Source organism: Shewanella sp. ISS20 (assembly GCF_056522965.1).
On sequence record NZ_JAWRZK010000001.1, the window covers coordinates 1,586,252 to 1,612,510 of the forward strand.

Here is a 26,259-nt window from a genome sequence, read left to right on the forward strand (position 1 = left end):
GAAAAATTATAGCAATAAAGCAAATTAACTGCAGCTATTTATCGTTTTCACTGTTCTGTTAGCGGCTAATTCAACCACTTTTCATCGCACACACTAAAAACGAAAATTTGACAAAAGCTTACTCAGAGAAATCGGTTTTACGTTGGTACTACAACAGTACATAGCCACCAAACACCTCATCTTTGATTAATGAGATTTCTCAACGGTTTGAGGAAGCACTATTGGCGTTAACACTTGCTTAGCCACTTTAATGGTTTGCAATCTACCGAGCACTTCCATCAGTATGATGCACCGTGCTTTATCGTCTTGTTGCTCAAAAATACCGGTAAGCGATTTAAAGGGTCCATCGATAAATTCAACCATTTCGCCTTGGCTAAATTCATGCGGTATTTCTTCAGGTTCTTCGTTAGGCGAATGGACAACGGATTGAACGCCGTCAGTCAAGTCAATCACCCCTAACAGGCGCTCTTGCCGTTTTACGCTGTAAACCAAATGACATAATGGCTGCATTTTTTCGCGGCAATCGACAATAGCAGCAATACCTCGAGTATTTCTTATCATCGAGGCAGCGGTAACTTCGGGGTCAAACCGAACAAAAAGATAACCAGGAAATAATGGCACTGATTTTATAGAGAGCTTGCCACGGCTATTTTTTGATTGCTGTTGAACCATGGGCAAGTAAGTGTCGATGTGCTGTAAGCTAAGATTTTGCTGAGCTCTAATTTCATTTCGTGGTTTACAATAGAGCAAATACCAAGCTTTCATAACAATTCTCTTTCGCTGACAAAGTGACATCCATTTCTGCGCGGAATGATACCAAAACATCACCTGATAGCAATACTACTAAGGTTATTGCTTGCCTTATTTATGCGACAAATGTGACCTAAGCGCCGCCAACCTTGACTCTCCTTGTGATGAAAATTACTTAATCCACCTTTAGAGTCTCCTTCAGATCACACAATCACACGCTATTCGCCTACATTGCCCCAAATCTGAACGGTTTTACCCAACCTAGCGGCGTTAAAGGTCAAGGCTATTTTCCATTACAGATAAATTATCTAGATTTTACCTAAATGCCGTTTAGGCTGTACGTTGACTTTTATCAAGTTTAAAGGGTATATAAGATAGGCTTTTTTGCATTTAAAGGCTTTTACAATAAAACAATACAATAAACAGCAGCGTTGACTCTAAAGCCACTTCACCAATCTTGACTAGTGAAGCAAGGACAATACTAAATCAGAGCGCGCCTTTCGTAGCCAATGCTATGAGATAATCACAAATTGAAGGTGAATTTAATGAGCGTAACAAAACCTCAGGGAACTATGCTAGGCCATCCTAAAGGCTTGTTCCTACTGTTTACTACCGAATTATGGGAACGGTTCAGTTATTATGCAATGCGTGCCATTTTGGTGCTGTATTTGGTTGATCAAGTAGCTAAACAAGGCGGAGGGGGTCTAGGCTGGACACAAGCTGATGCATTATCACTTTATGGTACTTTTACTGCGTTAGTATATTTAACCCCGCTGATCGGTGGATGGCTTGCTGATAATTATCTCGGACAGCGCAAAGCCATTTACTTTGGTGGTGCGTTAATGGCCGCGGGCCAGTTTACCTTAGCTGCGCCACATGCCTGGTTCCCTGGCGCCGAAACTACTATGTTTTACATTGGCTTAGGCACATTAATATTAGGTAACGGCTTATTTAAACCAAATATTTCCACTATGGTTGGCGATCTTTACGAAGAAGGTGACCATAGACGCGATGGTGCTTTTACTATCTTCTACATGGGCATTAACTTAGGTGCGGCCTTGTCAGGATTTGTAGTTGCTTGGGCTTATACCAATTTCGGCCACACTGAAATCGTTAACGGCCAAGAAATAATGGTTAACAACTGGCAAGCCGGATTTTTCTGCGCTGGTATTGGTATGTTGTTATCACTGGTCATTCAATACTTATTCGCCCAAAAGTTATTAGGTGATATAGGTAGAGTGCCTGCTGCAAGACTGGAGCGTGAACGTCAAGAAAAACTGGGTAATGTGCGTAAAGAGCCACTGACTAAAATCGAACGGGACCGTATCAAGGTCATTATGGTGCTAGGCCTGTTCACTATCATCTTCTGGGCTGGTTTTGAGCAAGCCGGTGGTTTGATGAACTTATTTACTAACGAATTTACTGACCGTTATATTGGCACATGGGAAGTTCCGACCACCTACTTCCAATCACTTAATGCTATTTTCATCGTATTATTTGCTCCAGTAGTAGCATCGATTTGGATTCGCTTAGGCAAGCGTGAACCCAATTCACCAGTTAAGTTTGCCTTAGGTTTATTTTTACTCGCCATTGGTTTCTTATTTATGATTGGCGCTGTAGTAGAAATGGAAGGCAGCCCAACCGCTAAATCGAGCATGTGGTGGTTAGTGGGAGCTTACTTCTTCCATACCATGGGTGAATTGTGTTTATCACCCATTGGTTTATCTATGGTGACTAAATTAGCCCCGCTGCGCATTGCATCGCTGATGATGGGTGCTTGGTTCCTATTCATCGCTATGGCTAACTATGTAGCAGGTTTTGTAGGCTCTATGATTGGCCACGGTGGTGGTAAAGAAGAACAGTTAGCTAACGCTATGTCAATCTTTGCCGGTATTGCCATTACGGCCACCATTTCATCCATAGTACTTTATTTCATGGCTGATAAATTAGTTGACTGGATGCATGGTGCTGAATCAAAGATTCACGGTGAAGAAGCCATATTAGAGCAAGAGATAGCGGTAACTGCTGAGCATGAAGCAATTAAACGCTAATATTCTTATCTAATTTAAATAAAACCGCCAGCCGGAATATCGGCATTACTTTGTAAACCAGTAAAATCATCATCCAATAATAAACGTTGATGTATGGGATAAAGACTACTAATGCAAAGTTTTTCGTGAGGTAATAAGGTGCGAAATTGTGAACTGGGCTTACTCCAATCAAGTAAGCCTAATGACATGGAATCAGCTAGTGCTAATGGAGTCAAGCCATCTTGATTTCTTAAATAACAACGTAAACCAGAGCCAGCCTGGCAAATTTGCGCTCTAAAGCTTTCGACATCTAAGCTGATATAAATCATATCCGTCACTATATCTAAACCCGACTTTAATAGCCGCTCATTTAAATACATCAACATTTGACCGGGTTCGATGACCATTTTGCTAAGGTTATTGCGATATTCTTTCAACTTGAAATTAATAAAACTTCGTAGCAACACACTCGCAAATGCCGCGGGATTATCTTCAGGATAAAAATGCGCCATATACATAACCATGTAGCGATTATCGACCATAGCTGAGTCAATAAAATACGAGCTAATCTCACTGGCATTAAACAAGCTGTACTGCACTCTAGCATTAGGATATTCAATGACGCTGGCGGGAAATAGTTGTTGTTGTACATGCATCGCAGCGGCGGTGTTTTTTTGTAATAAGGCGAGATTTTCTGACAATTCCAACATTGATAGCTGATTAAGTTCAGCAATGTCATTCGCACCATGAAACGGCTGTAAGTACTGTTTAATAACCGCTTCAATCATAAATAGATCAACTACAGGCTTAACTAAATAATCATTAGCACCTATTCGAAGCGCATCAATGACATCGGCCATTACATTATTACCAGAAATAACAATGGAACACACTGCAGGATCAATTTTATGTATAGCCTTGAGCATCTCAAGGCCTCCCATATTGGGCATGCTGAGATCGGCAAGCACAACATCAACATTATGATGTTCAAATGCTTGTAAGCCGAAAGCGCCATCCTCAGCTTCAATAATCTCGGCTCCACGATTGCTAAGAAAGCCCGAGACCAGTTTTCGAAATACTGGGTCGTCTTCTACAAGTAACACGGTCACATCTTTTAACGACATATCATAGCCCTTAAGTTCATCGCTTCTTAAGAGTAGCAGCCATCGACTAAGCCGTCATTTGCATATACAAGAGCCAACACTAACGCTAACGGCTAGCGGTATAGCTCTTGTTGTGATAAGCATGTTATTGATTAATCAAGCTCCTGCAAATACTCTTCAAGAAGTTTGTCATCATCCTGATTTTTTGGAACATTTCCATCATACACCTTATAGTTAGTATGTTGGAAGAAGGCATCTTTTACAAAGGTATAGGGATCGAGCGCATTATCCACTAATCTTTCTTGATCAATCGCTTGAGCTCGAGCATCAAGATTTTTAAAGCCCCACTTAAGCGCTGACTGTAAAAATGTTAGTTCTGATAGTGGAAAATAGAGATCATCCACCCAATCAGAGGATATTTCCCGAGTAGTGTAAGGGCCAAGCACTGGCACCATTAAATAGGGGCCATCAGGCACGCCATAAAAACCTAACACTTCACTAAAATCATCCTGCTTACGCGGCATTCCCATCATGCCAGCAACATCCACCATTCCCAGCAGACCGATTGTTGAGTTAATCACAAATCGGCCACCGGCATTTGCAGCCCAGCCAAATTTACCTTGGAGGGTGTTATTGACTAAGCTCGCCGGCTCTTCAAGATTATTAACTACATTATTGATACCGCTTTTTACCGGTGACGGCACATAGTCTTTATAGCCATGAGAAATCGGGCGATACAAATAATAGTCAAGATATTGATAGTTAAAATGCCACATCGCCCGGTTGAAGGATTCAAATGGGTCTCTTGGGTCATTGTAAACTACTGTTGCAACTGGTTCAGTCACAACGATTGGAGTTTCACTGGCAATAGCATCAACACATAAGCTTGTTGATAACGACACCCAGACCCAACCTAAGGTCAATCGTTTCATTTCGGTTTCACCATCAATACTGAATAAATAAAATGACGTAAAGTGCAGTGCTAAACTTAAGTATAAGGTGAATTTTACGAGTTAGTTTAAGCAGTGCCAAAATTATGACGTGATAGGATACCAAGACGCTAGCCATTGGCAACACAAAAGAAAGATAAAATGTAAATTACCCTTATAACCAAAGTTTCATACTTATGTCTTTGAATTTTTAAATGATTAACTTTAAGCAGCCACACTATTTCTACCATTATTTTACTTAGACTAAATCATCAGACATCTTGTCTATGTAGCCTTAATAACAACTCTGCTTCGGCTCTGGGAAGCTCACACTCTATCATTAGCTCATTTACATCCGCCCCTAAGGACACCATTTTAGTGGCTCTAGAATAGAGGCGCGCTTTAGGATCATGCTCTTGGGTTTCCTCTAGTTTAGCGGCTTGCTGGCTAATATTATTTTCAAGCTCAATCACCCGCCGACCAACGCCTATAGTCCCACTTCGCAATTCAATAACCTCACGCTTTAACTCTTCCCTGTGCTTGTCGCTGGCCTTGATAATTTTTCCTAACGCATCAACTCTATGGCTGAGTTTTTTGACATACCAACCTAACCCTATGACGAAAAAAAATGCCAGAGTACTAGCCATTACAGCTACCATTACCAGTAATTCCTCCATGATTATTCCTTATAATAACTCGCTCAGACAAAATTTAATAAGCGCTTGGCGTCAACACTTAGTGATTATTACTAATCAGCAAAATGTACGCCAAGATTGCAACTGTTGAAACTGTGATTATTCCAGCACCAGGATGAGTTATGACGGCTAATGGCTAATCATTGAAATAAGCGTAAGGCTAAGATAATCAACAAATGGTATGGCTGATAAAAATGGAAGAGAGTAAAATAAAAAGCGCCACACATTAGTTGGCGCTCTGAGTAAGCACTGAATTAAATTTCTTGCACTTCGTTCCATTCATCTTCAGAAAGTAGCTTATCTAAATCTACCAGAATCAATAATTCGTTATCTCGATTACTGACACCTTGAATAAATTTAGAACTCTCCTCAGTACCGACATTAGGGGCATTATCAATTTCACTGCGGCGTAAATAAACAACCTCAGCCACACTATCAACCAAGATGCCTATCACTTGTTTTTCAGCCTCAATAATCACAATGCGGGTTGAGTCATCAACCGCTGACGGAGGTAAATCAAAACGGGAACGAGTGTCAATGACAGTCACGACATTGCCACGCAGGTTAATAATTCCAAGTACATAATGGGGAGCACCGGGCACAGGGGCTATATCTGTGTAACGCAGTACCTCTTGAACCTGCATAACATTAATGCCATAGGTCTCATTATCTAAATGAAATGTAACCCATTGTAAAACTGCATCATCCTTGGCAGCGAAGGCTGCTACACTACTTGTTTCTGACATAATTACCTCAGCCTAACGGATCCTGACAACTTAAACCGGCATCGAGCATTTGTATTAATACTGGCACATTTAAAATGCCGCACATTTGCTCCCGAATTACACCGGCTAACCATGGTCGTTTGCCGGGTTTATTGCGCCAATTAATTTGTGACTTATCAATTTTTACTGCATTAACTAAAGATTCGCACGCTATTCCCCAGTTACTGTTTTCTAATAATACAACATATTGATAACTTATGCCTTGAGCTAAGTTATTATCATATTTTTCTGGCATCACCCAAGCGCAAGTATTCACTACGTTGACTTGGCGACTGCGATGAAGCTGCACACCTAAATACCAACTTGGCCTTCCAATAATATGATTCATTCGCTCTAATCTAACTATGCCGCCTAAATTCACTAAAGGCACGGCTAACAACAGACCAGCCACTTTAAAGAATAGTACTTGAAATTCATTTTCGAGTACTTCTGCCAAATCTTTTATGTTGTTAGGTGGCGACATCCCAGTTTGAGTTGCTAATTCTGTTTGTGTAAATGCGCTTTCAGTTAATCGAGTTTCAACAAATGGCTCGCTGCTGATTGGATTAAGTTCGATATCCTGTTTATCTGCTACCAATAAAGTATTAATGGTTTGGCTGGATTGAGCGACCGCCTCGATAGTGTTCGCCTGAAATAATGGCGCGAGTAGCTTTTCCAGTGCCGATTTATCTAACATCTGCTCGCGGCTTGTAGGTGCAAAGGGATACTTAGTTTCTAGTGACGATTTAATCCATTGGTAAGGCGCTTTAGTAAGCTGCTTAGTGACCACATCATCAAAATCGTCATAGTCATCATAGCTGTCATCAATTTTTGCAGTTGGCGCAGTACTGCCAACACTCGCTTTAGTGGCAGATATATTCGCTAACCCTTGAATTTCAATCACTTTAGCCGAGGTTATGCTTGCCGCTTTGGGCTCCGCCAGCAATACATTGAAATACCCGAGGACGGTTTCATCAACTGACTTGGGCATGTTGTAAATTTCCAGCGAATAAGTATTCAACTAATCTCTCATAGGCTACAACCCCACGGCAAGTAGGTGCGTAATGAGAAGCTGGTAAGTGCGCTAAGCTTGCGTCACGAAATTTTGTATCCACAGGGATAACATCAGACCACAGATGCTGATGATAATGCTGACTTAAAGTCTCTAATGCTAAAGGCGCTGCTTTAGTGCGTCTATCATACATGGTCGCCACTATGCTAAAGCTATAGTCGATGGATTTTGAGCGCCCCATGATTTTCATAGTTTTAATCATCCGCTCAAGTCCTTTAATGGCTAAAAACTCGGTTTGCACAGGAATAATGATATGATCGCTAGCCGCTAATGCATTGACCATTAGCACACCCAGTACTGGCGAGCAATCAATCAAGACATAGTCATAATCATGCTGACATAAACGGCAAAGGTCTCTTAACACTAACCCCATACCCTCTTGATGACCAAGTGCGCGATCAAGTGTCGCCAAGGCCATAGTGGCAGGTAATAAATCGATACCACTAATTAATGTTGGCACGATTTGCTCGCAAATAAGCTCACGAGTCAATGGTTTATTGGCCATAAAAAGATCATACAAGGAGCCTGGCACCTCTTCAGAGTCAATCCCGAGGTAATAGCCCAGTGAGGCATGCGGATCGGTATCTATTAATAACACCTTTTGTCGGCGCTGATTTAGCAGGCCCGCAAGAGTTACCACGGTCGTGGTTTTCCCCACCCCGCCCTTTTGGTTGGCTATGGTCCAAACTTTCACATTTTCTCCCAACAATTTTTTATTATTGATTATCTTGTCGTGTGGTAACGCGAATGCCACCATGAGGCAACAACAGCACTTTAACCCCATGTTCATCTTCTGACAATTCAACCGACTGAGTTGCTGGACTTACCAAAATCGTCTGCTTTAATGGCGCTTTAGGCATAGTTAGTGCTTGCTTACTTGATACTGACGTTTGCTCATCACTATGGTTAGTTATTGAGTTTGCATCTAGGCTAGCGACTACATTAACGGCGACACTGGCTTCAGGCTTTGTTTCAGGCTTTTTGGCCAACGTGGGCTCAGCACTTGCAGAGTCAACATCTTGGGCCGCCAATAAGGTTTGAATTTGCTCTGGATTGTTGTTTAACCAAGTCGCAAAATCTTGCGCTTGCTCATTACCTACCACGATTAAGGTTTGCGTTGCCTGCAAACGCTGCACATCTTGGGTTAATTGCTGCCGAATTTGCCCTTGCTGCCAACTAAACAGCAGCAATAACAGGACTATGGCCAGTTCAATTAATATTACTGACCACATTGTTAAGCTTTTATCTGAACTCTTGGTATTTGAGCTAGCCACGACCCGTCTCTTTTATTATCGCCTCGCCGATATCAGCAAGCGGCAATGAATAACTGCTTAATCCAGCGTTAGTAACAGCTTGCGGCATGCCATACACCACGCAACTGGCCTCATCTTGCGCCCATATTTCGCCGCCGGCTTCTTTTATCAACCTTGAACCATCGCGGCCATCTGAACCCATACCGGTTAAAATCAGCGCTAATGTGTCTCTGCCGATAATTTTTGCCACCGAGGCAAAGGTAATATCGACACTCGGTTTATAATTCAATTCACTGGGACCAGGTAACACTTTTAGGCGGCCAAGATTACCGTCTTTTTCAAGTAACATCTGCATGCCGCCAGGGGCCAAATAAGCGCAGCCTGCGCGTAACACATCACCATTTTCAGCTTCTTTGACTTCAATCTTACATAAGCTATTTAAACGACTTGCAAATGCTGGCGTAAAGGCCGCTGGCATATGTTGAACTAACAAAATCGGATGCGGAAAATTGGCAGGTAAAGAGGTTAATACCTCTTGCAGCGCTACTGGACCTCCGGTCGACGTTCCTATTGCCACTAATCGATATTGCTTGCCTGAGCCTCTAATTTTGGTGGTCCGCGGCGGCGTATCTTTAGCCAAACTGGCATGAGTTGCACTACTAACTCCCCACGCTTTGATATCCTGTTTGGCCTTGTTGTCATTGCCAACGCTGACGTCATTATTAGATCTCGCTTCATAACTGGATTTTGCTTGCTGAAAAGCACCTAAATGCTCAGTTTTTACAGGACTATCGCTACGGTTGCTGGATATAACCCGCGTCACTCGGCGACGGCTAATGGCCTTGATGCGTTGCTGCAATAACAGCACTGCCTCGTCCTTATTGGTAGCGATATCTTCAAAACGCTTAGGTAAGAAATCAAGCGCCCCAGCATCTAACGCCTCTAAGGTTGCTTTTGCGCCATCATGAGTTAGGGATGAGAACATTAAAATGGGCACAGGCTGACAGCTCATAATTTCCCGCACCGCCATAATGCCATTCATTATCGGCATTTCCACATCCATAGTGATGACATCAGGCTTTAACTCTTTCGCCAACTTAACGGCTTCCATGCCATTATTGGCAGTACCAATGACTTCCAAATCAGGATCTTGATTGACAATCTCGCTTACCCGACGACGAAAGAAGCTAGAGTCATCGACAACTAATACTTTAATAGCCATTAAAATCCTTATTTGGCGTTTAGTTATTGTTTCTTACCGTAATATTTCAACATTCCTGGCACATCAAGAATTAGTGCAATGCCGCCATCTGAGGTAATAGTTGCCCCTGACATACCAGGGGTTCCTTGTAATAATTTACCCAAAGGTTTAATCACCACTTCTTCTTGGCCAATTAAAGCATCGACCACAAATCCAATTAAGCGATTTCCTAATTGCACTATTACGGCATGCCCATGTTTCTTATCACCATGTTTAAAATTAGTGCGCGGTTTCAACCAGCTTTCGAGATAAAATAACGGGATAGCTTGATTACGCACTACCACAGTAATTTGACCATCGACCACATTGGTCTTAGTTAAATCGAGATGGAAAATTTCGTTCACGCTCGACAGTGGCAAGGCAAATACTTGCGTCGCGACTTCCACCATTAAGGTAGGCATAATAGCTAAGGTTAACGGAACTTTAATTTCAAGAACTGTGCCAACACCCTTAGTCGAATCCACATTCACTGTACCGTTAAGTTGGGTAATACGGGTCTTAACCACGTCCATACCCACACCACGGCCAGAAATATCAGAGATTTCGGTTTTGGTTGAGAACCCTGGCGCAAAAATCAGATTGTAAGCTTCTCTGTCTGACATTCGTTCAGCCATGTCTTCATCAAGAACGCCACGCTTAATGGCTATCTCTTTAAGCTTAGCGGGATCCATACCGCCGCCATCATCTTCAATTTTAAGTAGAATATGATCGCCTTCTTGGCTCGCTGACAGCGTAATTGTGCCGGTTTTAGGTTTGCCATTGGCAACCCGTACATCTGGCATCTCAATGCCGTGATCCACTGAGTTTCTGACTAAGTGCACTAACGGGTCTGCTAGCGCTTCAACCAAGTTTTTATCTAAGTCAGTTTCTTCCCCCACCATGACTAAATCGATTTCTTTATTTAAAGTGCGCGCTAAATCGCGTACAACCCGTGGGAAACGTCCAAATACTTTTTTAATCGGCTGCATGCGGGTTTTCATAACCGCGCCCTGCAAATCTCCAGTGACTAAATCAAGATTGGCTAAGGCCTTTGACATTTCCTCATCTTCACGGGTCACGCCAAGGCTTACCAAGCGATTGCGCACTAGCACTAACTCGCCGACCATATTCATAATTTCATCGAGTCTGGCGGTATCGACCCTTAGGGTAGTATCAGCTTGTGGCGCAGATTTTGCGGCAGTGGCTGGCGCTTCCTTAGGGACGACTGCAGGCGCTTTAGCCGCAGGAGGTACAATAGAAGATGTTGGTGTTGGAGATGGAGTCGCTTTTGCTGGAGCTGGCGTTGCAGCAACCGCTTTAGTAACAGCTGGCGCAGGTTCAATCGCTTTCGGCGCGCCATGACTGCCGTGCAATTCATCCAGTAAACGCTCGAACTCACTATCAGTAATTTCATCGGTTTCAACCATAGCCTTAACTTCGGCCGGTTTTTCGTTGCTATGCAGCTTATCAAGCAATGCTTCAAACTCATCATCTGTGATGTCATCATTGCTGCTAGTACTTGGTTCATCATCAAAACCAAAACCGTCGAAAATAGGCGCTGCGCTTGGCGTATTGACCTCATTGGTATTGACGTTAGCCTCACCGTCATGCAGCGCATTTAACATGCTTTCAAATTCACCATCATTGATATCATCAATGGTGCCATCACCGCGAATCGACGTTGGTGCCGCTTCTGGCGGAGCAGGTTCGTCAATAACTTCTGCGGCAGCATGGCTAGCGCTGTGGCTTGGGCTCCCCTCTTCACCCGCTAAGACTTCACCATTAGCAAGACGGGTTAAAGCGCCAAGTAATTCAGCAGAAGCTGACTCTTGTTCTTGGCCTGCTTGAGTTTGAGAGAACATATGATTAATGCTATCAACGGATTGTAAAATGATATCCATTAATTCTGACGTCACTTTACGTTTGCCATTGCGCAATAAGTCAAAGGTATTTTCGGCTTGGTGACAAACTTGCACCATGGGATTTAAACTTAAAAAGCCAGCGCCACCTTTTACCGTGTGGAATCCGCGAAAAATAGCATTCAACAAATCCGTGTCGTCAGGGTTATTTTCGAGTTCTACTAGCTGTTCTTGCAGTAGTTCTAGAATCTCGCCCGCTTCAATTAGAAAATCCTGAAGGATCTCTTCATCCACATCAAAAGACATTGACTTAACTCCTTATCAAAAACCTAAACTTGAAAGCAAATCATCCACTTCGTCTTGACCTGCAACCGCGTCTTGACGAACATCTGCATTCATTATTGGGCCTTCGGCTTCAATCCCTGATAGTTGCGATGATTTATCCCTTGTATCTGGTAGGTCACCAAACACGGTTAACATCGAAACTAAGTTGTTTTCTACTTCACGAACGAGATCTATGACTCGGCGGATCATTTGCCCAGTTAAGTCTTGGAAATCCTGAGCCATCAATACCTGATTCAATAACTCTTTTAAGCGTAAAGTATTTTCTTCCGTGTGCTGCATAAAATGTTGAACGTCATGACACAAACTTTTAAATTCGGTCAAATCAATATCTCGGCGCATCAGCCTTTCCCAAGCAGGCTTAACGCTCGCAAGACTCGTCAATAGTGTGTCTGCAACTGGTAAGGCTATTTCAATGGCATCCATAGTCTTGTTAGCTGCTTGTTCTGTCATTTGAATGACATAATTTAAGCGCTCTTTGGCATCGGGAATGTCTGTATGTGCCAAAGCAGTTAAACGACTGTCGAGTTGAAAATCGGCTAGAGAATTGTGCAACTGACGGGTGAGCTTCCCCACTTCATCAAATAATTCTTTTTGCAGAGGTTGAGCTAGTTCCCGAATAAAATCATCAGCCAATTGTTGTTGACCATCACTAAGCATTGCCACAAGTTGGTGGGCCTGCTCAAGGTTGATTAGCCCGGTGGTTGCATCCTGCATAGCATATCCTTTGCTTAACCGAGACGTTCGAAGATTTTATCCAGTTTTTCTTTGAGGGTAGCGGCGGTAAAAGGCTTAACCACATAGCCATTTACTCCGGCTTGCGCCGCTGCAATAATCTGTTCACGCTTAGCTTCTGCGGTCACCATTAATACCGGAATGGTTTTTAATTTATCATCAGCACGCATCGCCTTTAATAAATCAATACCTTGCATTCCCGGCATGTTCCAATCTGTGACCACAAAGTCAAAGTCCCCTTTTTGCAACATAGGCAGCGCGGTTGAACCGTCATCGGCTTCCTGTGTGTTATTAAATCCTAGATCACGCAACAAGTTTTTAATGATCCGTCTCATGGTCGAAAAGTCATCCACGATAAGAATTTTCATGTTCTTGTCCAAGGCTTCCTCCGGTGAGCTACTGCTCCGTCAGTATTTATAATTGTGTCCATTGTTTGAGTTTGGCTTTTAACCTAAGCATTGCCTGACTGTGGATCTGGCTAACTCGTGACTCACTCACCTCAAGTATGGCTCCTATTTCTTTTAAATTCAGTTCTTCATCGTAATAAAGCGATAAAACTAAAGCATCTTTTTCGGGTAACAACGTAATGGCATGAACTAGAGCGCTTTGAAATTGTGATTGCGCTAAAGACTCAAACGTACCGTCATCGACACTAGCATCCGGAGCGAAAAAATCAGTCGTTCCGCCTAGATCTTCTATCCCTATGATTTTTCCTGTAGAAACATCGTTAAGAATATGATGGTACTCATCTAGCGGCATAGCAAGTTTATCGGCAATTTCTATATCAGAAGGATCTCGACCTAAGGCTTGTTCTAGTGTTTCAATGGCTTGGGCAACTAGACGATTATTGCGATGCACTGAGCGTGGAACCCAGTCGCCACGGCGAATTTCATCCAACATGGCACCGCGAATACGGATGCCGGCAAAGGTTTCAAATTTCGCACCCTTGCTACTATCAAAATTTGACGATGCTTCCAGCAACCCCATCATTCCGGCTTGTAATAAATCATCTAATTGAACCGATGCAGGTAAACGCGCCAACAAATGGTGGGCGATGCGTTTCACTAACGGCGCATATTGTTCAACTATGCTGGTCTTATCATGGATGCCGGAATATGCGGCTGCTTTATTCACTCGCCCTATCCTCTTGATAATTTGGTCGCTGCACTAATCGTTCAACAAAAAACTCAAGATGCCCACCAGGCTGAGTCGGCACCGGCCAACTGATGACCTTGTTTGCCAAGCCTTGATACGCAATTGCCGCGGGAGATTTAGGATAAGCTTCCACAACCAATTTCTGTTTGCGGACTGACTTACGTAGATTTTCATCGAAAGGTATGGTCGCGACTAACTCCAAGGCGACATCCAAAAATCTATCCGTGACACGACTAAGCTTAGCAAACAACTCCATTCCTTCACGTAAAGTTCTGACCATATTGGCCACAATTTTAAAGCGGAACACTCCGTGCTCACGGCTTAAAATTTTAATTAAAGCATAAGCATCCGTGATTGACGTGGGTTCATCACACACCACCACGACGACATCTTGTGCGGCGCGGGAAAAACTTAGCACCATGTCAGAAATGCCGGCGGCAGTATCGACCACTAACACATCAAATTGAGTGCGCATTTCACTAAAGGCGCGAATAAGCCCAGCGTGCTGAGCAGGAGTGAGCTCCACCATGCCTTGGGTGCCAGAGGTTGCCGGCACTATGCCTATGCCTTTAGGGCCGCGAACAATAATATCGTCAAGCTCGGCTTCACCGGATAACACATGGGATAAATTACGTTCAGCGCGAATTCCGAGCATAACGTCGACGTTAGCTAATCCTAAGTCGGCATCAAGCACCAGCACCCGCTTGCCTTTTTCAGCCATAGCCACCGCAGTATTGATTGAGACGCTGGTTTTACCCACACCGCCTTTACCGCCTGTGACCGCAATAACTTTTACTTTCTCATTCATAGGTTGATTCATTTTGCGTAAACCGCTTGCTTGATCAGGAGTCATAACTTTACTCAAATGCATAGGCCATAGAATCTGACCAGGTTTCTTGTAATTCTTGTGCTGACACATTGAGTCCAGCTAAGGCCTGCTTAGCGAGGGCATAGGTGTCGGCTACCTGCATATCTTCGGGTACTCTTTGACCGTCAGTGACATAACTTAATGGTAAGCTATTGGCAATTAAGGTGCACAATGCTGCTGCGATGGAAACAGATTCATCCATTTTAGTTAACACGGCGCCAGCCAATGGAATGCGCTGAAAATGTCGTACGGCTTCTTCCATTACTTTACGCTGAGAAGTGGCTGATAACACTAAATAACTGCGGATTGGGAGGCGATTATTAGCGGCTAACGTATCCAATTGTTGATAGAGTCGCATGTCCCTTTGCCCCATACCCGCCGTATCAATTAACACTAATTTTCGATTTTTAAATTGATATAGTATTTGCTCTAACTCATTAATATCATGAGCTTGCTTCACAGGGCACCCCATAATCTTGCCATAGGTGGCTAATTGTTCAAAGGCGCCAATGCGATAATGATCCATAGTAATTAAGCCCACGCTATCACTGCCATGCTTGGCAGCAAAACGCGCGGCCAATTTGGCTAAGGTGGTGGTTTTACCAACCCCAGTTGGCCCCACAAATGCCACTATACCGCCGCGATGAACTATATCATCACCCTGATTATTTAACATATTGGCTAAACTTTGTGGCAATGCATGCACAAGCTCAGCAGGAGAATAATGCTGAGTTAAACTAGCTAATTTAGCAGCAAGTGCGGGCGAAAATTCCGCTTCTAACAAATTTTGCTCAAGCATAGCGCCCACAGGATCTTGACGCTGTTTTTTATCCATCAGTAACGATGACAACTGATGCGTCAATAAATGTCGCAATGAGCTTAATTCTTCACGCATGGCCACTATGTCTGTGGCCTCATGATTATCGGCTTTGCGTTTAGTGCGTGAATTTGATGCTTTATTTGAATGCGCGCTTAAACTAGCGGCGACATTAGATTTTGCCGCTTGCTCTAATCCGCGCGCCCACGCGGGTAACTCAGGTGCCGCTTCTTGATTAACTTGCTGCAATTTTGCATGCTGCTTTGCCAGTAATGCCTGCAGGCTATCGCCATCACTCACTTGCGCTTGCTGCTCAGGCGCTAACGGTTGACGCAGCAGAGGTTTTGGCGCTGCCACTGTGGCTGACTGATTTCTGGCGCGTATGCTTGCTTGGGCGCTTTGTGCATTAGCTTGCGTGCCAAGAGATACAGTATCATCGCTAAGTGCGCGCGCTGGAGCCTGCGCATTAGCAACAGTATTCGCATTGGCAAACAAGGTCTTAGCCAATGACTGCGGCGCTGAGCTTGCGATATTTGCTTTAGGTTCGTCGTAATCCACAGCTGCCACTATCTCTATGCCGCCAGGGACTTTCTTGTTAGACATGATCACAGCATCTGAGCCTAAAGTATCTTTCACTTGAGCTAAGGCGCTGCGCATATCTTTTGCAAAAAATCGTTTAATTTTCAATTAAATGTCCTCTAGTGACCGACAGCGGCGACTATCCTAATTTGTTTCTCATCGGGGACTTCTTGATACGAAATCACCCGTAAATTAGGAATTGTGTACTTAGTAAACCGAGATAAGGTCGACCTAAGCATGCCCGAGGTTAATAACACTGCAGGTTGCCCTACCATCTCTTGTCGTTGCGCCGCATCGGCCAATGACTGCTGCATCCGTTCTGCCAGTCCAGGCTCAATGTTTGGACCTTCACCGCCAGACGCTTGCATTGACTGATGCAACATCTGTTCCAACTCTGGCGCCAAGGTTATGACGGGGATTTCTAATTCTGGGCCGGAGATTTCCTGAACTATCATGCGTTTCAAGGCGATACGCACAGCAGCCGTCAGCACTTCGGTATCATTACTCTTAGTGCCATACTCAAGTAAGGTTTGCACTATGGTCTTTAAGTCACGAATAGAGACGCCATCATTCAGTAAATTTTGCATCACTTTAACCACTGAGCCTAAAGACATGACATCTGGCACTAGGCCATCCACCAGCTTAGGTGACAGCTTGGCCAGCATATCCAGCAGTTGTTGTACTTCCTCATAACCCAATAATTTAAACGAGTTATTATGCAATAACTGACTTAAGTGAGTGGCCACTACGGTGGCAGCATCCACGACTGTGTAACCTAAGGTTTGGGCTTGCTCGCGCTGTGAGGGGTTAATCCATACCGCTTCTAATCCAAAGGCGGGATCGCGAGTCGGTGTGCCATCTAACTTGCCATACACTTGGCCAGGATTGATGGCCAGCTCGCAATCATGGCGAATTTCAGCCTCACCCACAGTGACGCCCATTAAGGCTATGCGGTAAGAATTGGGTGATAAATCAAGATTATCGCGAATATGCACCGCAGGAATTAAGAAACCCAATTCTTGTGACAGCTTTTTACGCACGCCTTTAATGCGCCCAAGCAATTCGCCGCCTTGGCCTTTATCCACTAACGGGATGAGTCGATAGCCAACCTCAAGCCCAATAGTGTCAACATGATGCACATCATCCCAACTCAGCTCTTTAGGCCCTTTATTTTCGCTCTCAACTGGGCCAGTCATCGCCGCTTCTGCCGCTAACGCTTTAGCTCGCGTCTGCTTACGATAAAGCAGCCAAGCTATGCCACCGGTTAACCCTGCAAAACTGATAAAAGCTAAATGCGGCATACCAGGCACTATGCCCATAATCAACATCACTGCCGAGGCAATGGCGAGCGCCTTTGGGTTGTCAAACATTTGGCCAATCATCATCTGTCCCATGTCACCCGCTTCATTTTGGCGAGTCACCATTAAGGCGGCAGCAATGGATAATAATAACCCTGGAATTTGCGCGACCAAGCCATCACCTATGGTTAGTAAAGTGTAGATTTCAGCCGCCTCACCAAAACTTAAGCCGTGCTGCATCATGCCGATAATAAAGCCGCCTATTATGTTGATAAACAGAATAATAATGCCGGCAATGGCATCTCCTTTGGTGAATTTTGACGCGCCGTCCATAGCGCCGTAAAAGTCGGCTTCACGAGTCACTTCTTGGCGCCTAGTCCGGGCTTGCTCTTGAGTAATTAAGCCCGCATTTAAATCTGCATCAATGGCCATTTGTTTGCCAGGCATAGCATCCAAGGTAAAGCGAGCACTTACTTCTGAGATGCGGCCCGCACCTTTGGTTACTACCGAGAAGTTGATTATGATTAAGATTAAAAACACCACTAAGCCCACGGCATAATTACCGCCTATGACCACAGTACCAAAGGCCTCAATCACTTTACCGGCAGCCGCAGGGCCATTATGGCCTTCAAGTAACACCACACGGGTGGATGCTACGTTAAGCGCCAGTCTTAATAAGGTGGCGACTAACAATACCGTTGGGAAGGCGGCAAAATCTAACGGTCGATTGGTGTAAATCGCCACCAATAGCACGACTAATGCGAGCGAAATATTAAAGGAAAACAAGATGTCTAACAGCGGCGGCGGCATGGGTAGCACTATCATCGCCAGCGCTGCTAACACCAGCGCCGGCGTGCCAATGCCGCGCATATGCGCTGGCTTAATTTGCTTTATTTGACCAAACGTGGCTTTCATATCCATAACAAGCTGCCTGAACTTTGACGCTGCGAGCGAGAGTCATCTCACTCAGCAAGGATTACGCCAACTGTGTTTAGTCATTTGTTGGAGTCGCCAATAGCCCGTTTACAAGCTTAAACAGACTATTGGCCGCTTAATGCTTAAGCTCATCAGGGATAGGTTGATTGGCGGGAATGGGCGTGGGTTTGCGACCTTTACCTTGCTGGAATTGCTTTAACTGATAAATATAGGCGAGCACCTGCGCCACGGCGGTAAACAATCCATCGGGGATTTGTTGATCAAGCTTAGTGCTGTAATAAATAGCGCGAGTGAGCGGCGGCGCTGATACGATAGGAATATTGTAAGCCCTAGCAATTTCTCGAATTTTAAAGGCAATCTCATCACTGCCTTTGGCCACCACAAAAGGCACGGCCGCCTGTTTGACATCGTATTTAAGCGCCACCGCGTAGTGCTCAGGGTTCACCATAATCACATCCGCCTCAGGGATTTTTGCCATCATACGGCGCTGGGAAATCTCGCGCTGCATTTGCCGAATTTTACCTTTTACTTCTGGCTTACCTTCAGTGTCCTTGTATTCATCTTTAATCTCTTGCAGCGTCATTTTAAGCTGCTTGTTATGGTGCCACATCTGAAAGGGGACATCGATGGCGGCGATAAGGATCAATGAGCTACACAGTAGTAAAAACATCCACGCCAGTAAATCCATGGCATCACGCATATTGCTGGGTAAATGGCCACGTGACAGCTGTAAAATATCGCCGTAGTAAAATTTTAATAGTAAATACACCATGGCGACCACCACAGCGAATTTAGCTAATCCTTTACCCAGTTCAACTAAAGCTTGCACTCCAAACATTCGCTTAAAGCCAGCCATAGGGCTCATCTTACTGGCCTTAGGCATCATGGCTTGGGTCGAGAAATTAAAGCCGCCAAGTAAAATATTGCCAATGATGGCAACCACAGTCAGCATCAAAATAAAACTTGCCACTGGCCAAGCGAGCTCAGATACCACCACTTTCCAAATATTAAACATGGCATTAGCATCAAATATTTGGGCGCGGGTGCGACTAAAGGTCGCCGCCATAACATTGGCAAGCCCTTGGGCAATAGCAGGCCCAGTCACGATAAGCCCTATGGCCGAGGCCAATAATACCGCCGCAGTACCTAATTCTTTAGAGCGGGCAATTTGCCCTTTTTCGCGCGCCTGCTCTAGGCGCCTCGATGTGGGTTGTTCGGTTTTTTCTTGACCGCTGTCTTCAGACATTATCCCTGCTCCACTGACTATTACACTGCCAAGACTTACGGCGTTTTAAGGGTTAACTTGGCATTGCAGCGCCAATAAATCACACATAAGCACTTGAGCCGCCGCCCAGACTTGATGAAAATGCGCCATGATGGGCTCAAGGGTTAACCAAATAATCACTAGACCACTTATCATGGTGATAGGAAAACCAATGGCGAAAATGTTGAGTTGCGGCGATGCCCGCGTCATCACGCCAAAAGCAATGTTAATCAGGAGTAAGGCCACTATGGCAGAAATGGACATAGTGAGCGCCGCGCCAAACATATAACTGCCCCACAGGGCTAAGTCTTGATAACGCTCAATATTAATGCCACTAGTCGACACTGGAATCGTCTCAAAGCTCGCAATGAGCATGCGGATCATCAACAGATGCCCATCAACAGCTAAAAATATTAAGGTGCTTAATAATAGGAAAAAGTTACTCACCACAGGGGTTTGCTGGCCTGAACCTGGATCCACCATGGAAGCAAAACCTAAGGATGTTTGCATACCGATAATTTGCCCTGCCAACACAAAGATTTGCACCATTAATATCGATACCAGCCCGGTCGCGACCCCAATCAAAATTTGCTGAGCACTCACAAAAATAGCGGGAAATGAAAATAACTGAATATCTGGCATAGGGGGCAGCATAGGCGCGACTGCAACGGTAATGGCCATAGCGAGTAATAATCGCACTCGTCTTGGGGTTGTGGTGGCGCCAAACACCACCATCACCATCAACATGCTAGAAATGCGAAACAGCGGCCAGACATAGGCAGCTAAGGTCGCATTAATACTGCTAAATAAAATATCCACATTCAGCCTTTACCCTTGAGTTAGCCTATGGCCATAGGAATGCGCCGCACCATTTCAATAAAGAAATCCATCATGGTTTGTATTAGCCAATGGCCTAAAAACATCAGAGCGAACAAGGTGGCTAATAAACGAGGTAAAAAACTTAAGGTCTGTTCGTTGATTGAGGTCGCCGCTTGAAACACGGCCACCACTAAGCCGACAATTAGCCCTGGCACAACTATCACAGAAACCATAATCACTATGGCGCCTAAGGCCTCACGGAAAATATCCACCATCATCTCAGGTGACATAATTTCTCCTTAAGCAATAACGCCGCCACTATTAGTTACCTAAGCCAAAACTGGTAGCGAGCGACCCCATGACTAAGCTCCAACCATCCACCAGCACAAACAGCATAATCTTAAAGGGTAAAGACACTATCATGGGCGACAGCATCATCATGCCCATGGCCATTAAGATACTGGCGACGACTAAATCCAACACCAGAAACGGAATAAACAGCATGAAACCAATTTGAAACGCCGTCTTTAATTCACTGGTAATGAAGGCCGGCACTATCACTTGCATTGGGGTGGCTTCGGGCGATGGGATATTGTCGTAACCTGCGATATCTATGAAGGTTTTTAAATCGGTATCACGAGTTTGTGCCAGCATAAAGGCTTTGAGTGGATCTTTTCCTTGCTGATAAGCCTGCTCAATATTAAGCGTGCCATCCATATAAGGGGTCACGGCTTTTGCATAAATCTCATCAAACACCGGCGTCATAATAAAAAACGTCATGAATAAGCTAAGACCAATCAACACTTGGTTTGAAGGCGTTTGTTGCAGCCCTATGGCTTGGCGCAAAATAGACAGCACCACTATGATGCGAGTAAATGAGGTCAACATAATCACCATGGCCGGAATAAAGCTCATGGCTGTCATTAGCAATAAAATTTGCATAGTGACTGAATATTGACTCGAGCCATCGGGCCCTTGAGTGACAGTAACCGCAGGTAAAATGCCATCACTTGCCCATAAAGCTGGACTTAACCACAGCAGAGGCAGCAACCATAGGCTGAGCCTAGTAATGGCTGCCAGTCTCATAGCGCAGGATCCTCGCGCCGTACATGCACAGAACCTGCGCCTTGCTTAGCTTGCTTTACTTGTTTTAGCCTTTCAGCAAAGTTAATAGGGGTGTGATTAATAGGTTCTGCCAACTTATCGAGCAAACTAATGTTGTGCGCTGTAACCCCTAATAAATATTGCTGACCATCAAGCTCCATCAGCACTAATTTTTCCTTTTGGCCTAAGGGCGTGACTGCTATGGTTTTGATTAACCCATGCTGGCCAGGCACTAAATTTAAGCGCCTCACTAACCAGGCCAGGACAAAAATCACCACTAACACCACCACTAAACCGCCTGCCATGCTGGCCATGGTCGCTATCGATGTGGGGTCAGCACTGGTGACACCTGCTTGGCTTATGCCAGTGGCGGCGCTGCTCGTCACATTATTCGCCACATTGCTTGCAACATTACTTGCCCCATCGCCAGCAACCTTAGTTGCGGTATCAGAGGCATTGCTCGCCAGCGCTATAAATCCTGACATGATTGTCCTTATTTGAGTTTTTTAATCCGTTCGGTTTGGCTAATCACATCGGTAAGACGAATACCGAATTTATCGTTAACGACCACCACTTCCCCATGGGCAATCAAGGTGCCGTTGACCATGACATCCAATGGCTCGCCGGCTACCCTATCAAGCTCCACCACTGAGCCTTGATTTAGCTGCAGTAAATTTCTAATGGAAATAAAACTGCGACCAACTTCCATAGCGATAGTTACAGGAATATCCATGATGCTATCAAGCTTGGCTTTCTCTTCTGCTGTAATTGGCGCTGACTCATCTTTAAACTGATCAAGCACCACTGCACTCGCTTCTTCATCCGCTTGCTCCGCCATTGCTGCGGCCCAATCATCCATATCATTACTCATGAGTATCACCTTGTAGTTCTTTCGCTTTGCCTTTTCTGGTAATCAGTTGTAATTGACTCTTCATAGGCGCTGGCCGCGGAATTTTTTCATAGATTTTCAGGGCCAAATTGTCGCCTGCTTGCCCAAGTTTGCAGCGAAAACTTGGCAATTTCTCCACTTCCATCACCATGTATTCAGGTAAATCCACTGGGATAATATCGCCCGCTTTCATCTCCATCACATCTTTAAGGGTGATGACCTTTTTCACTACTGTGGATTCAATGGCAACATCCACATCCATAATTTCATCCCGCAGCGCCTGCGACCAGCGAATGTCCGTATCTTGCTTGTCACTCTGCACACCAGCGTCCAGCATCTCGCGAATCGGTTCTATCATGGAGTACGGCATAGTGATGTGAAAATCACCACCGCCACCATCAAGTTCAATATGAAATGAACTTATCACCACCACTTCGGTGGGGCTCACTATGTTGGCCATGGCAGGGTTCACTTCAGAATCTAAATATTCAAATTCTGTATCCATCACCGGCGCCCAAGCATCTTTGTAATCTTCAAAAATAATTTTGAGCAATAGCTGAATAATGCGCCGCTCTGTGGGGGTAAATTCCCGCCCTTCAATTTTGGCGTGAAAGCGGCCATCACCGCCAAAAAAGTTATCCACCAAAATAAACACTAAACGCGCTTCCATGGTGATAAGCCCAGTTCCTTTAAGCGGGCTAAAGCGCACCATGTTAAGACTGGTAGGCACAAACAAGGTGTGAATGTATTCACCAAATTTGAGCATTTGCACGCCATTAATCGAGACCTCAACCGAGCGGCGCATCATGTTGAACATGCTTATGCGTAAGTGACGGGCAAAGCGTTCATTAACTATCTCCAAGGTCGGCATACGGCCGCGCACAATTCTATCTTGGGAAGAAAAGTCATAAGAACGACCTGTCCCTGCCTCACTAGGGCTATCTTCTTCTACATCGTCGACGCCATGCAGTAAGGCATCAATTTCGTCTTGGCTTAATAAATCGCTCACACTCAGACCTTATCTTGGTTATTGCATGACAAAACCAGTGAAGAGCACTTGCTCCACCAACTTACGACCCGTCACAGTTTGCACTGTGGTTTGCACTTTATTTAACGCGTCGGTGCGCAGTTCATCTTTACCCGCTTGCGTACTAAGATTACTGGCTTCGGCCGCGCTAAAGCTTGATAACAAGGCATCTTCAATTAAGGGAATATGTTTAGAAATTAGGGCTGCATCTTCAGTGCCGCGCCCCATAAGTTGCACTTTAATTTCCACCAGACGGGTACGACTGCCTACCGCGAGATTAAATAAGAAGGGTCTTGGCATAGGCACATAAAAGGCTTCACCTGTAGCGGGCGCGGCGGCAGCATCAGTTGCAGGGGCTGCCGCCGCGCCGGCTTCGGCGGTTTCAGGGGCTGGCTCTTCACCGCCACTTAAGAAAAAGAAGGCGCCGCCACCAATAGCTAACAGCACAACCACAGCCGCTATGATAATCAACGGCAGTTTACTTTTTGCCTTAGGTTGGTCTTTGTTTTCAAGTTCAAGTCCAGCAGCCATGGTTAATCCCTTAACATTCACTCATTGATAGTTAGCAGCTAACGCAAGTAAAGCATAAGTATCAGTTGTTAAATCATATAACCAAATACAGATTACCTGTTTACGCATAATAATCTATACCCTGAGCATAACTAGTTGTCTGATTTGAACTTGTTTCGAGCTCGGCGCTGCTAAGTTCAGTCAACATATCGGTTTGTCCTTCAATGCCGCCTTCTTGCTTACCTTGCTGCTGTTGCTCTTTGCCTTGTTCAGACACCTGTGAGTCCGCTAATTGCATGCCCTGATCATTGAGTAAGTCGCGTAATTTCGGCATGGCTTGTTCAAGCATGTCGCGGGTTTGCGCTGAGGCTGCCACAAACTGCACTTGGGTTTGTTCGCCCTGCACTTGAATGCGCACTAACAGGCTGCCAAGTTCAGGCGGATCGAGACGAATTTCCGCTTGCCCAATCCCTTGAGACACCATGGCCAGCAATTGTGATCGCATCACAGGCGCAAAGCGCTCAATCATTTCATGCTGTTGCAGCTGCTGATCTAAATGCTGGCGTAACGATAATTGCACTTGGCTTACGTTTTGGGTTTTAGTGGCATCCAGGCTTACGCTAGCTGTACTTGGTAATACATTTATGGTTTTAGGATCATTTTCAACCACTTGAAATTTTGCATCGGCTAACAAACTTGCCATTTGCTTATCGGTTAGCGGTGCATCTTGCGGCGTTAATAGTGATTTGCTAAGTTGTGAAGCCATGCTCCCTTGGCTATTTAGCGGCGATTGAGCCTCAAGATTAACGCCAGCATTTGGCGCACTATTCACTAGTCCCTCGCCTAAAATGTTACTGCGACTTTGTGGGCTTTGATTAAGTGCTGAATGGCTATTGGCATGTAACTGCGCTGTAGCGCTGGCTGATAGCTCAGCTTGATAGCCCTTCTGACTATTGGCGTTATTAGTTAGCGCCGTTTTAGGATGATTCGCGCCATCACTCAGTACCAAGCTATTAACGTCCTTACCACTGACAACCGTAGCAGCCAGCGCATCTTTCGCGGCTTGCCATTTAGGTTCAGTATTTGGCAAAGGCTCACCAGAGGCGGCTAAGGTTTGTTGCAGCATGGCAGCCAAACTAGGAGCATCAAGCTTATCCAATGCCTTAGCCTCCAGCCCTTGCGTGCTTAACCACTCTTTGAACTGCGCTAACTCATTGCTTGATAACTCAAGTGCTTGCCCTTGCTGCAATTGCTCCCAAGTATTGGTTAGCAAATTCTGTAAATCAGGCGGTAATGCCTCTTTATCATTGCCTTGCTGCCACTGAGCTAATAAGGCCGCAAGTTCATTGAGTACTTTGGCATCTATGTCTGTGGGCTGTTCATGTTCCAACGACAGCGCTAATAGCTGCTCTAGTGAAAGCTCTGCCTCAGGTATAGAGCTGCCTTGCAGTAAGGCATCAAGCTCTTCAACCGCTAAACTGAGCTCACCATCTAAACGAGCATCGGCCCCAGCTAATTGATTGACATTGAGGGAATCAAGGGCTGAGTCATCAATACCTAACTGGCTAAACATCAGCGTCATAAAATCGTCACGGCCAAAATTTTTGCCAAGCGGCAAGTGTTTATCTTGACTGACAGCCGGCTTGTTAGCTTGATTAACGTCATGATTTAACGGTTTAGTTTTATCGGTTAATGCGGTGTTAGTATCGCTATTTTTAACAGGCTTAATCTCTGGATTTCTTGGCGTGTCAGTACTTGTTTGCTGGGCGCGCGTTGCATCTCTACTTGCCGCGTCGCGATTAGCGGTATCTCTGCGGCTGTCATTGGCCGCCCTTTGAGCAGCGGCAAGCTTATTATTAGCCGCCATTTGGGTATTTTCTTGCTGTAACTGCTCAGCTCTTTGCTGCCTAGCATTGGCGGCGGCCGTTAACGCGGCGGAGAAATCACTATCACGGCTAGATGCCACTTGACTGCGCGTATTAGCTGAGCCGCTATTGACTAAACTGGCGTTAGTTGAGCTGCCATTGACTGCCGTAGTGACTACAGGCGCTAAAAACACAGATTGATTTTGCTGCATGCTATTCTCCGCCAAGCCTTGATTGAATCTTAACCCGCATTTACTCAGGCCAGTTCCATGGGAGCGTTAACCTTAATCACAATGACAGTCACAGTGACAATAACGGCAACCACTCCCTATTGACCTAGTTATAAGCAATTTCAA

Annotated in this window: 26 protein-coding genes; 1 reads left to right on the forward strand and 25 read right to left on the reverse strand. The window is 44.9% G+C overall.

What is annotated here, in order from left to right:
- Window positions 1–186: 186 nt before the first annotated feature.
- Window positions 187–765, reverse strand: a complete 579-nt coding sequence (locus AC1HDP_RS07200; RefSeq protein ID WP_479638223.1) for a transcription termination/antitermination NusG family protein — start codon at window positions 763–765, stop codon at window positions 187–189.
- A gap of 530 nt (window positions 766–1,295) precedes the next feature.
- Here AC1HDP_RS07200 and AC1HDP_RS07205 point away from each other — a divergent pair.
- Window positions 1,296–2,801: a peptide MFS transporter gene (locus tag AC1HDP_RS07205; protein WP_479638224.1), complete on the forward strand. Its 1,506-nt coding sequence runs from the start codon at window positions 1,296–1,298 to the stop codon at window positions 2,799–2,801.
- A gap of 14 nt (window positions 2,802–2,815) precedes the next feature.
- Here AC1HDP_RS07205 and AC1HDP_RS07210 read toward each other — a convergent pair whose 3' ends face one another.
- The 24 genes from AC1HDP_RS07210 to AC1HDP_RS07325 all read right to left on the reverse strand — a co-directional run bounded on the left by AC1HDP_RS07210 (window position 2,816) and on the right by AC1HDP_RS07325 (window position 26,115).
- Window positions 2,816–3,904, reverse strand: coding sequence for a response regulator (locus AC1HDP_RS07210; RefSeq protein WP_479638225.1), 1,089 nt, complete (start codon window positions 3,902–3,904; stop codon window positions 2,816–2,818).
- A 131-nt stretch (window positions 3,905–4,035) separates the two neighbouring features.
- The gene (locus tag AC1HDP_RS07215; protein WP_479638226.1) at window positions 4,036–4,815 is read right to left on the reverse strand and encodes an MlaA family lipoprotein; all 780 of its coding nucleotides are present in this window, start codon (window positions 4,813–4,815) and stop codon (window positions 4,036–4,038) included.
- A gap of 269 nt (window positions 4,816–5,084) precedes the next feature.
- Window positions 5,085–5,489, reverse strand: a complete 405-nt coding sequence (locus AC1HDP_RS07220; RefSeq protein WP_479638227.1) for a DUF2802 domain-containing protein — start codon at window positions 5,487–5,489, stop codon at window positions 5,085–5,087.
- A gap of 272 nt (window positions 5,490–5,761) precedes the next feature.
- Complete coding sequence (locus AC1HDP_RS07225; protein ID WP_140933161.1) at window positions 5,762–6,253, reverse strand: chemotaxis protein CheW; 492 nt, start codon at window positions 6,251–6,253, stop codon at window positions 5,762–5,764.
- Window positions 6,254–6,260: 7 nt separating this feature from the next.
- Complete coding sequence (locus AC1HDP_RS07230) at window positions 6,261–7,262, reverse strand: chemotaxis protein CheW (protein WP_479638228.1); 1,002 nt, start codon at window positions 7,260–7,262, stop codon at window positions 6,261–6,263.
- Window positions 7,246–8,037, reverse strand: a complete 792-nt coding sequence (locus tag AC1HDP_RS07235) for a ParA family protein (protein ID WP_479638229.1) — start codon at window positions 8,035–8,037, stop codon at window positions 7,246–7,248. Before AC1HDP_RS07235 ends, AC1HDP_RS07230 begins: the two co-directional genes overlap by 17 nt.
- Before the next feature lie 22 nt (window positions 8,038–8,059).
- Window positions 8,060–8,575, reverse strand: a complete 516-nt coding sequence (locus AC1HDP_RS07240) for a hypothetical protein (RefSeq protein WP_479638230.1) — start codon at window positions 8,573–8,575, stop codon at window positions 8,060–8,062.
- 34 nt (window positions 8,576–8,609) lie between these two features.
- Window positions 8,610–9,818: a protein-glutamate methylesterase/protein-glutamine glutaminase gene (locus tag AC1HDP_RS07245; protein ID WP_479638231.1), complete on the reverse strand. Its 1,209-nt coding sequence runs from the start codon at window positions 9,816–9,818 to the stop codon at window positions 8,610–8,612.
- Between the two features lie 23 nt (window positions 9,819–9,841).
- Complete coding sequence (locus AC1HDP_RS07250; protein ID WP_479638232.1) at window positions 9,842–12,001, reverse strand: chemotaxis protein CheA; 2,160 nt, start codon at window positions 11,999–12,001, stop codon at window positions 9,842–9,844.
- 15 nt (window positions 12,002–12,016) lie between these two features.
- Window positions 12,017–12,754, reverse strand: a complete 738-nt coding sequence (locus AC1HDP_RS07255; protein ID WP_479638233.1) for a protein phosphatase CheZ — start codon at window positions 12,752–12,754, stop codon at window positions 12,017–12,019.
- A 14-nt stretch (window positions 12,755–12,768) separates the two neighbouring features.
- Window positions 12,769–13,152: a chemotaxis response regulator CheY gene (cheY, locus tag AC1HDP_RS07260; RefSeq protein ID WP_140933168.1), complete on the reverse strand. Its 384-nt coding sequence runs from the start codon at window positions 13,150–13,152 to the stop codon at window positions 12,769–12,771.
- 34 nt (window positions 13,153–13,186) lie between these two features.
- The gene (locus tag AC1HDP_RS07265) at window positions 13,187–13,906 is read right to left on the reverse strand and encodes an RNA polymerase sigma factor FliA (protein WP_479638234.1); all 720 of its coding nucleotides are present in this window, start codon (window positions 13,904–13,906) and stop codon (window positions 13,187–13,189) included.
- A complete protein-coding gene (locus tag AC1HDP_RS07270) occupies window positions 13,899–14,780 on the reverse strand; it encodes a MinD/ParA family protein (protein ID WP_479638235.1) in 882 nt (293 codons plus the stop codon). The genes AC1HDP_RS07265 and AC1HDP_RS07270 overlap by 8 nt, the downstream gene beginning before the upstream one ends.
- A gap of 4 nt (window positions 14,781–14,784) precedes the next feature.
- Window positions 14,785–16,299 (reverse strand): flagellar biosynthesis protein FlhF, encoded by a 1,515-nt coding sequence (flhF, locus tag AC1HDP_RS07275; RefSeq protein WP_479638236.1) that lies wholly within the window; start codon window positions 16,297–16,299, stop codon window positions 14,785–14,787.
- 11 nt (window positions 16,300–16,310) lie between these two features.
- Window positions 16,311–18,410: a flagellar biosynthesis protein FlhA gene (flhA, locus tag AC1HDP_RS07280; protein ID WP_479638237.1), complete on the reverse strand. Its 2,100-nt coding sequence runs from the start codon at window positions 18,408–18,410 to the stop codon at window positions 16,311–16,313.
- 130 nt (window positions 18,411–18,540) lie between these two features.
- The gene (flhB, locus tag AC1HDP_RS07285) at window positions 18,541–19,671 is read right to left on the reverse strand and encodes a flagellar biosynthesis protein FlhB (RefSeq protein WP_479638238.1); all 1,131 of its coding nucleotides are present in this window, start codon (window positions 19,669–19,671) and stop codon (window positions 18,541–18,543) included.
- Window positions 19,672–19,716: 45 nt separating this feature from the next.
- Complete coding sequence (gene fliR, locus AC1HDP_RS07290; protein WP_479638239.1) at window positions 19,717–20,508, reverse strand: flagellar biosynthetic protein FliR; 792 nt, start codon at window positions 20,506–20,508, stop codon at window positions 19,717–19,719.
- Between the two features lie 20 nt (window positions 20,509–20,528).
- Window positions 20,529–20,798 carry a flagellar biosynthesis protein FliQ gene (fliQ, locus tag AC1HDP_RS07295; protein ID WP_479638240.1) on the reverse strand — a complete coding sequence of 90 codons (270 nt, stop codon included), beginning with the start codon at window positions 20,796–20,798 and terminating at the stop codon, window positions 20,529–20,531.
- Between the two features lie 31 nt (window positions 20,799–20,829).
- Entirely contained in the window at window positions 20,830–21,594 is a 765-nt protein-coding gene (gene fliP, locus AC1HDP_RS07300; protein WP_479638241.1) for a flagellar type III secretion system pore protein FliP, read from the reverse strand.
- Window positions 21,591–22,097, reverse strand: coding sequence for a flagellar biosynthetic protein FliO (fliO, locus tag AC1HDP_RS07305; protein ID WP_479638242.1), 507 nt, complete (start codon window positions 22,095–22,097; stop codon window positions 21,591–21,593). Before fliO ends, fliP begins: the two co-directional genes overlap by 4 nt.
- Before the next feature lie 8 nt (window positions 22,098–22,105).
- A complete protein-coding gene (gene fliN / locus AC1HDP_RS07310; RefSeq protein ID WP_479638243.1) occupies window positions 22,106–22,483 on the reverse strand; it encodes a flagellar motor switch protein FliN in 378 nt (125 codons plus the stop codon).
- Window positions 22,476–23,510, reverse strand: coding sequence for a flagellar motor switch protein FliM (gene fliM, locus AC1HDP_RS07315; protein ID WP_479638244.1), 1,035 nt, complete (start codon window positions 23,508–23,510; stop codon window positions 22,476–22,478). Before fliM ends, fliN begins: the two co-directional genes overlap by 8 nt.
- Before the next feature lie 18 nt (window positions 23,511–23,528).
- Complete coding sequence (fliL, locus tag AC1HDP_RS07320) at window positions 23,529–24,059, reverse strand: flagellar basal body-associated protein FliL (protein ID WP_479638245.1); 531 nt, start codon at window positions 24,057–24,059, stop codon at window positions 23,529–23,531.
- A 100-nt stretch (window positions 24,060–24,159) separates the two neighbouring features.
- Window positions 24,160–26,115 carry a flagellar hook-length control protein FliK gene (locus AC1HDP_RS07325; RefSeq protein WP_479638246.1) on the reverse strand — a complete coding sequence of 652 codons (1,956 nt, stop codon included), beginning with the start codon at window positions 26,113–26,115 and terminating at the stop codon, window positions 24,160–24,162.
- Window positions 26,116–26,259 lie beyond the last annotated feature (144 nt).

Coding starts and splice junctions, on each gene's coding strand:
- fliQ (WP_479638240.1), bottom strand. CDS start 20,798: ATGTCACCTGAGATGATGGTGGATATTTTCCGTGAGGCCTTAGGCGCC.
- AC1HDP_RS07200 (WP_479638223.1), bottom strand. CDS start 765: ATGAAAGCTTGGTATTTGCTCTATTGTAAACCACGAAATGAAATTAGA.
- AC1HDP_RS07225 (WP_140933161.1), bottom strand. CDS start 6,253: ATGTCAGAAACAAGTAGTGTAGCAGCCTTCGCTGCCAAGGATGATGCA.
- AC1HDP_RS07230 (WP_479638228.1), bottom strand. CDS start 7,262: ATGCCCAAGTCAGTTGATGAAACCGTCCTCGGGTATTTCAATGTATTG.
- AC1HDP_RS07240 (WP_479638230.1), bottom strand. CDS start 8,575: ATGTGGTCAGTAATATTAATTGAACTGGCCATAGTCCTGTTATTGCTG.
- flhA (WP_479638237.1), bottom strand. CDS start 18,410: ATGGATATGAAAGCCACGTTTGGTCAAATAAAGCAAATTAAGCCAGCG.
- AC1HDP_RS07215 (WP_479638226.1), bottom strand. CDS start 4,815: ATGAAACGATTGACCTTAGGTTGGGTCTGGGTGTCGTTATCAACAAGC.
- fliL (WP_479638245.1), bottom strand. CDS start 24,059: ATGGCTGCTGGACTTGAACTTGAAAACAAAGACCAACCTAAGGCAAAA.
- fliP (WP_479638241.1), bottom strand. CDS start 21,594: ATGAGACTGGCAGCCATTACTAGGCTCAGCCTATGGTTGCTGCCTCTG.
- AC1HDP_RS07325 (WP_479638246.1), bottom strand. CDS start 26,115: ATGCAGCAAAATCAATCTGTGTTTTTAGCGCCTGTAGTCACTACGGCA.
- fliO (WP_479638242.1), bottom strand. CDS start 22,097: ATGTCAGGATTTATAGCGCTGGCGAGCAATGCCTCTGATACCGCAACT.
- flhB (WP_479638238.1), bottom strand. CDS start 19,671: ATGTCTGAAGACAGCGGTCAAGAAAAAACCGAACAACCCACATCGAGG.
- AC1HDP_RS07210 (WP_479638225.1), bottom strand. CDS start 3,904: ATGTCGTTAAAAGATGTGACCGTGTTACTTGTAGAAGACGACCCAGTA.
- AC1HDP_RS07205 (WP_479638224.1), top strand. CDS start 1,296: ATGAGCGTAACAAAACCTCAGGGAACTATGCTAGGCCATCCTAAAGGC.
- AC1HDP_RS07255 (WP_479638233.1), bottom strand. CDS start 12,754: ATGCAGGATGCAACCACCGGGCTAATCAACCTTGAGCAGGCCCACCAA.
- AC1HDP_RS07220 (WP_479638227.1), bottom strand. CDS start 5,489: ATGGAGGAATTACTGGTAATGGTAGCTGTAATGGCTAGTACTCTGGCA.
- AC1HDP_RS07270 (WP_479638235.1), bottom strand. CDS start 14,780: ATGACTCCTGATCAAGCAAGCGGTTTACGCAAAATGAATCAACCTATG.
- fliN (WP_479638243.1), bottom strand. CDS start 22,483: ATGAGTAATGATATGGATGATTGGGCCGCAGCAATGGCGGAGCAAGCG.
- AC1HDP_RS07250 (WP_479638232.1), bottom strand. CDS start 12,001: ATGTCTTTTGATGTGGATGAAGAGATCCTTCAGGATTTTCTAATTGAA.
- AC1HDP_RS07245 (WP_479638231.1), bottom strand. CDS start 9,818: ATGGCTATTAAAGTATTAGTTGTCGATGACTCTAGCTTCTTTCGTCGT.